Raw genomic sequence first — 6,169 nt, 5'->3', positions numbered from 1 at the left:
ATCAACTTTCGTTCTGCCTGACGATACTGAGCAATCTTTCTGGCTCGTTGCAAAGGAATTTGACACTCCCCGGTCTAAAGACGCGGGGATTCTTTGTTCACAGAACCGTCTTGCTCAACCAGGTCGTAACCAGGAAGAGTAGAGGACAGTTCTCCGAAAGCGTTTCTGTCTAAGACCAGGGTTCCGATGTGCCCCACCGTACCCAATGCTATGGGCGAGGATGTTAATGGCGGCGTTATGGTCTCGTTCGCGTAGCGTCGCCTTCGGCGAATCTAACTGACATCCACACTTACAAATATGGGTTCTAGTTGATAGAGACTTTTTCACAATTTCGCCGCACTCAGAACAATTCTGGCTAGTATAAGCAGGATTTACTGCAACCGTTATCCTGCCAAATTTATTACCAAAGTGCTCCAACCACAATTATTCATAAGATGATAGAAAGTTAACGTAAGCATTCAGCTATCAGCGTGTCGCGTATCAGCTTATGGGCTATGGCCACGCTACTTGATGTGCTTATGGGCACACTTTGCCAAAGGCCAATGGTTGACTGCTGAATGCTTAGATGGGCTTTTACCCAGACTTTCAATTTGATAAAATCTCGAACTGTTAAATTTTTTGGTTCGAGGTTTATTTTAAGCATTAGGCTGTTCGCGTAGCGTGAGCCTTTGGCTCACGGCTGACAGCTAACGGCTGAATGCTTACCAGTTAATGTTGATTAACTTAGTGGTTAAGAAACCAATAGCTATTACTGGTTTCTCTAACTGGTATAACTCTAACTGGTTTAAACTACATCACCTTTGATGGTATTGCTGGTTGATTAGTTTCAGTTCTTTCCCAGGGGAAAGACTTGTATTTTATGTAGAAACCACCTAATACCACCAGTATGATAATAATCATACCAATACCTAGGAAACTGGGTAGCCAAAATGCCACTTCGATATGGTTAATTTGACCAGGTTGCAGTGTCCAAACTAGCTGATGTCCATCATCATAAATTTTGGGGCTAATGACATTGGGGGATTTCTCAATACTGTGTGCTCCCCAAGGGGTCTCTAGGCTAAACTGCAAATCGAACAGTGAACCAGCAGTAACCACAATCTTGCCATTATCAGAGTTGATTACCCCTAGGCTGCGCAAATCCAGGTCATAGCTTAAGTGATTTCGTTGCACCACCAGAAAGTTGTTTTGATCTAGGCGTAAATTAGAGTTAAAACTGGGGTTACTATCACTCTCTGGTGCTAATCGGGCATCTTCTGGGTGACCAACTGGGTTAAAAAACTGCTCAAACTTGGATACTAATTCCTTACCGTTGTTAAAGGGAATTGCGATCGCAATTTCTCGGTCTGAGAGGCGCTGAGTTTTCCCCTGAAGCTGCTTTGCCCGACTTTCGAGACTTCTGAGCCATTCAGTCGCTTCAGCATCGCTCAACTTTGTCAGCTGTTCTCCAAGCTTGATCTGCTGGACAATCTTGCCATGGTGTTCACCGTCAAACCTGACCCCAAGATCATATTTGACACAACCAGACAGTAGCACTGATGCCAGCACAATCACCCCCAGAACCCGTAAATGCCCCAGAGTTCCACTAACCAACTGCCTTAAACTCACAAAATTTAACTTCACCAACCCTTCTCCTTTTTTTCTTAGTGTCCTTAGGGATTTCTTAAACAATAGGTCGATTTGTTACATACATAACCCAAAACTGATACCATAACATGCTGTAATCATGTTATAGAATATCAAAAACCAGCCGAAATCCTATGAATCAGCCTACTTTACGTAAACTGCATAGTACCTTAGCTCCAATCATCTTACTGCCTTTCATGATCACAGCAATCACCGGGATAGCCTATCGATTAGGGAGAAGCTGGTTTGGGCTTTCCAAAGATCAAGCCCACTTTTTAATGGTGATTCACGAAGGAAGATTCCTTGGTGATCAACTGAGGCCAATTTATGTACTTTTAAATGGTTTAGGATTACTTTTTATGTTAATTACAGGTATAGTAATGTATTGGAGAAGTATCAGCAAGAAAGGTCTTTTTTCTAGCAAAGCGATGGATAAAAAAACCGCCCCAGATAGTTAATCAACTGACTATAGCAGTTTTTAATTCGGTGAGGTACATTTTTCTAGGGAGCAGGGAGCAGGGAGCAGGGAATCGGGAATCGGGAATCGGAACCCACCCCTAACCCCTCCCAGGAGGGGAACGGGAATCGGGAATCGGGAATCGGGAATCGGGAGCGGTGCGACCCGCGCTTTTTGCGACGCGGTGCGACCCACCCAACCCTTGGATTTAAGCAAAGTTAAAAAAACAGTCTCTGCTAGCTAGTCATATCAAAGCCCAAACCAAATCAATCCACCCAGGGTTAAACTCACCAAACCAACAGCTAGCCAGACGAATTGATTATCCTTAGTGTTAATCTCAGCAGGATCTAGGGGTTCTGGTACCAAGCCTAGGCTAGGCTGCTTGCGTCCGCTAAAAGACCTATAATTCACATAACTCTCCCGGTCGTCACTTTCTGTGATCGCACCTAAGTCAGGAATGTTGGTCATCCATTCTGCTGGTCTAGTAAGCTGAGGAGCTTGCAGAATATAGAGTAAATTTTTGCCTTCTTTGGAGGTTTCTAGGTCAGGATGGCTAGTCAGCTGTTGACATAGTGCGATCGCTTCCGCTTTTTGCCCAGCTGCCTCATAAGCCATCACCAACCACATTTGCACCTCTCCCCCGAGCCCAGAGGATAGATTTACCAAATTCCTGGCTGTGGTCAAATGCTCTATAGAAGCACGATACTCTCCTCGTTCAAATGCAGCTTTTCCTGACTGGTACTCTAGGGAAAATTTTTCATTAGCCATTAGTCATTCTTTAATTATTAATTGTTAATAATTAATTATTGTTAATTGTTAATTTTAATTTTCAATTAACAATTTCTTAGTTGCCATTGGCCATTTGTGCTTAGTTGGTAAATGCTGATCCGACAATCATCGAACCGATTCCTTCATCGGTGAAGATTTCCAGGAGCAGGGCATGGGGAATGCGACCATCAATAATATGAGCCGCACGTACCCCTTGAGCAAGCGATCGCACGCAGCAGTTTACCTTAGGAATCATCCCACCAGACACTACCCCACTCTCAATCAACTGCCGTGATTGTTGAATATCTAGCTGAGGAATCAGGCTAGATGGGTCTTTAGGATCCTTCAAAATCCCAGCGGTATCAGTCAGCAAGATCAGCTTTTCTGCTTCTAAAGCAGCTGCGATCGCACCAGCCACCGTGTCAGCGTTGATATTGTAAGCTTGGCCAGTATCATCAGCCGCCACGCTAGACACTACTGGAATGTAGCCACTATTGACCAAAGACTCTACTAGCCGCACATCCACAGTGCTCACTTCCCCAACAAAGCCAATACCCTCTTGACCTTCTGGGCGTGCTACGAATAAGTTACCATCTTTGCCACACAGCCCAACAGCATTACCACCGGCGTAGTTAATCCCAGAGACCAACTCTTTATTCACCCGACCCACCAGCACCATTTCCACTACATCCATCGTGGCAGCATCGGTCACCCGCAGACCATTCTTAAATTGTGGCTCAATCCCTAATTTCCCCAGCCAGCTATTGATTTCCGGACCACCACCGTGGATAACGACTGGTCGTACACCTACACAAGCTAAGAATACAATATCCCGGATCACCTGTTCTTTGAGATTGCTGTCTTTCATTGCCGCACCACCATACTTAACCACGACTGTGCGACCAGCAAACTTTTGGATGTAGGGTAGTGCTTCACTGAGTACCCGCACGCGGGTTGCTTCAGTTTCCCTAATGTACTCTTGAGTATAGAGCATAGGCAATCACTGAAATCTATAATCACATCCACAGCAGTTTAAATCATTTTCATGGCTTAGGGCTAGATGGAATCACACCCTCCTTAAGAATTGGAACAGACAAAGCTTCAGGGGAACAGAGGTAGAGCTGTTTTCTTCTCGTAAAAGATAGATGGGTCAGATGGTCAGATGGTGATATGGGTATAATTTTCGACCCGACTCCCGACTCCCTCGGTGCGCTTTCCGTTGGCGAATTAAATTCGCCACGGGTCGCACCGCTCCCGACTCCCGACTCCAATTAACCTAGGACGAGGTACCTCACCCAGATTGAAATCAGATAGTTTTTAGAAAAAATTGCGGATTTACAAGCAAAAGCCAAGACTAATTTAACAGAAGAAAACAAGGCTAACAGCTTCAACCAGGGCTTTATATTAAATTTACCTTAATGGTAAATTAGTAATCAGTAATTTTTCCTCACTACTACCGAGCAATGACCGATTACCATTAGCTCCTGTGTTAGCTTAAGTATATAGCCCAACAAACAATTGCTTATTTACCTGTTTCACCTCGATGCTGAAAATCCTTATAAAACAGCTGCGCCACGATAATTATATTCTTTGGTATAACAGCTTAGTTATTATACTATTTTTAGTTTTAAGTATCTATGTCAAGATTCAGGACAGGGGTTATATAGTCGTAGGACTTTTTGATGATCCTTTTCTTCTCAATCGCCCCTACATCGGCACTTTATCAGCTGTGTCTGAATTAATGTGGTGCGTAGTAGTAACCATTTGTTTATGGTGCTGGTTATTGCTGAACAAAATCCAGCCCAATCAAAAAATAAATCGATTTCTTTTATACTCTGCCCTTGGCATTGGAATATTATTAATTGATGATGTCTTCAGGATTAATTTAATACTAGCAAAACAAGGGATTTCCAAAGCGCCGGTGTATTTTATGTATGGCATAGGTGCCATCCTCTATGGATTAGCTTTTTGGAGGATAATTCGAGCTACACCATATATACTCCTGATGATTGCGGCAATTTTATTTGTCATATCTGGTTTGGTGGACTTCTCCCATTTGTCAGGAAAAGGAACCCGAGCCATGCTAGAAGATGCCACTCGGTTATTGGGTATTATGAACATCACTCTCTATTTCAGCCAGGTATGCTGGCAGGTGATGCTGCAATCTTGGAATAGAAAGAGAAATCGAGCTATCTAATTCCTAAATTGGGATTTAAAGTTCTCTGGGCAAAGAGTTATGGGGCAAGTTAAAATTCCGTAATTTCACAGATTTACAGTCGGTGGTCAAAACGTTAACAATATAAGAACTAAGTGTGTCTTAGTGTCCTCGGAGGTGATTACCTTCTTGATACCCAGTTCCACTTCAAAAGGGAATTAACTCCAACGGATAAGTGGGAGATCTGCTACTTGGTACGAAACCAAGCTGGTTAATCTGACCATTGCTGTTACCGTCGGTGCTGCTGGAAATTCTTGCCCAATTGACCAACGGCATATGCTCAAAACCTTACAAGACATGTTCTCCGGTCATTATCTATCCCAGGAGCATTGCTATGTCTGGAAGCCTGAATTAGTTGGACTTCATGCTGGATCGGATTTGCTAATTGCCCTATCCTATTACTCTATTCTGCTGTTGCTGATCTATTGTTGGTCTCAAAACCAAGATCTGCCATTACTCAAGATTTTATTACTATTTAGTGCCTGGGTTTTGTTCTGTGGCAACAGTCACTTGCTGGAGGTCTGGAGAATTTGGCATCCCGATTATTGGCTCTCTGGTTTAGTCAAAGGGACTAGTGCCATACTTTCTCTTTCTAGCGCGATCGCACTAGTAGTAGTGATGCCAAAAGTCTTAGCATTCTCCAGTCGAGCTCCACTAGAAGCGACTAACACAGCTCTGGAAAAGGAAATTGCTGAACGTAAGCAAACCGTAGAAGAACTACTGAGATCCCAACAAACCTTGTCCCTCTTGGTAGAGCAAACTCCTCTTGGTTTCATTGAGTGGAGCCTGGATGGTGAAGTGATGCAGTGGAACCATGTAGCCGAGAAAATTTTTGGCTATTCCAAGATGGAAGCCTTTGGACATCGTGCCCATCAATTGATCAAGCCGCAATCTTCCGTAGAGCAGTTCCAGCGAGTTCTGCAAGACTGTTTGAATTTTCAGTATAGCAACTGCATTACCGAAAACTACCATCCACAAGATGGCAGTAGTATATTTTGCCAGTGGCACAATGCTCCCTTAATTGAATCTGATGGCACCATCATCGGAGTGGTGTCCGTGGTACAGGATATCACGAAGCGCAAGCTAGAGGATGATGTCCTCAA

7 protein-coding genes and 1 pseudogene are annotated in these 6,169 nt (G+C 43.7%); 3 read left to right on the top strand and 5 right to left on the bottom strand.

Annotated elements, in window-relative coordinates:
• Window positions 1-74: 74 nt before the first annotated feature.
• Together F6K20_RS20685 and F6K20_RS20680 are read right to left on the bottom strand one after the other, a co-directional pair.
• Window positions 75-420 (bottom strand): annotated as a pseudogene (locus F6K20_RS20685) (zinc ribbon domain-containing protein); the annotation flags it as partial.
• Window positions 421-789: 369 nt separating this feature from the next.
• Complete coding sequence (locus tag F6K20_RS20680; RefSeq protein WP_008181465.1) at window positions 790-1,623, bottom strand: DUF3153 domain-containing protein; 834 nt, start codon at window positions 1,621-1,623, stop codon at window positions 790-792.
• A gap of 137 nt (window positions 1,624-1,760) precedes the next feature.
• Here F6K20_RS20680 and F6K20_RS20675 point away from each other — a divergent pair, with 137 nt between their 5' ends.
• Window positions 1,761-2,084, top strand: a complete 324-nt coding sequence (locus F6K20_RS20675) for a PepSY domain-containing protein (RefSeq protein ID WP_008181460.1) — start codon at window positions 1,761-1,763, stop codon at window positions 2,082-2,084.
• A 20-nt stretch (window positions 2,085-2,104) separates the two neighbouring features.
• Here the strand turns inward: F6K20_RS20675 and F6K20_RS20670 are convergent, their stop codons facing one another.
• The 3 genes from F6K20_RS20670 to argB form a co-directional block, all read right to left on the bottom strand.
• Window positions 2,105-2,299 (bottom strand): hypothetical protein, encoded by a 195-nt coding sequence (locus F6K20_RS20670; RefSeq protein WP_154659714.1) that lies wholly within the window; start codon window positions 2,297-2,299, stop codon window positions 2,105-2,107.
• Window positions 2,300-2,332: 33 nt separating this feature from the next.
• Window positions 2,333-2,851, bottom strand: a complete 519-nt coding sequence (locus F6K20_RS20665) for a hypothetical protein (RefSeq protein WP_008181458.1) — start codon at window positions 2,849-2,851, stop codon at window positions 2,333-2,335.
• Between the two features lie 100 nt (window positions 2,852-2,951).
• The gene (gene argB / locus F6K20_RS20660; protein ID WP_008181456.1) at window positions 2,952-3,845 is read right to left on the bottom strand and encodes an acetylglutamate kinase; all 894 of its coding nucleotides are present in this window, start codon (window positions 3,843-3,845) and stop codon (window positions 2,952-2,954) included.
• Window positions 3,846-4,394: 549 nt separating this feature from the next.
• On the opposite strand from argB, the gene F6K20_RS20655 reads away from it, so the two are divergent.
• Together F6K20_RS20655 and F6K20_RS20650 are read left to right on the top strand one after the other, a co-directional pair.
• Window positions 4,395-5,048 (top strand): DUF8692 domain-containing protein, encoded by a 654-nt coding sequence (locus tag F6K20_RS20655; protein WP_008181455.1) that lies wholly within the window; start codon window positions 4,395-4,397, stop codon window positions 5,046-5,048.
• A gap of 294 nt (window positions 5,049-5,342) precedes the next feature.
• The coding region (locus F6K20_RS20650) for a PAS domain-containing protein (protein WP_287295867.1) at window positions 5,343-6,169 on the top strand (827 nt) is incomplete at its 3' end.

It is taken from the genome of Moorena sp. SIO2C4, from assembly GCF_010672485.1.
Taxonomy (GTDB): Bacteria; Cyanobacteriota; Cyanobacteriia; order Cyanobacteriales; family Coleofasciculaceae; genus Moorena; species Moorena producens.
Note: the sequence above shows the minus strand (reverse complement) of the source record. Positions and strands in the feature narration are given on the sequence as shown.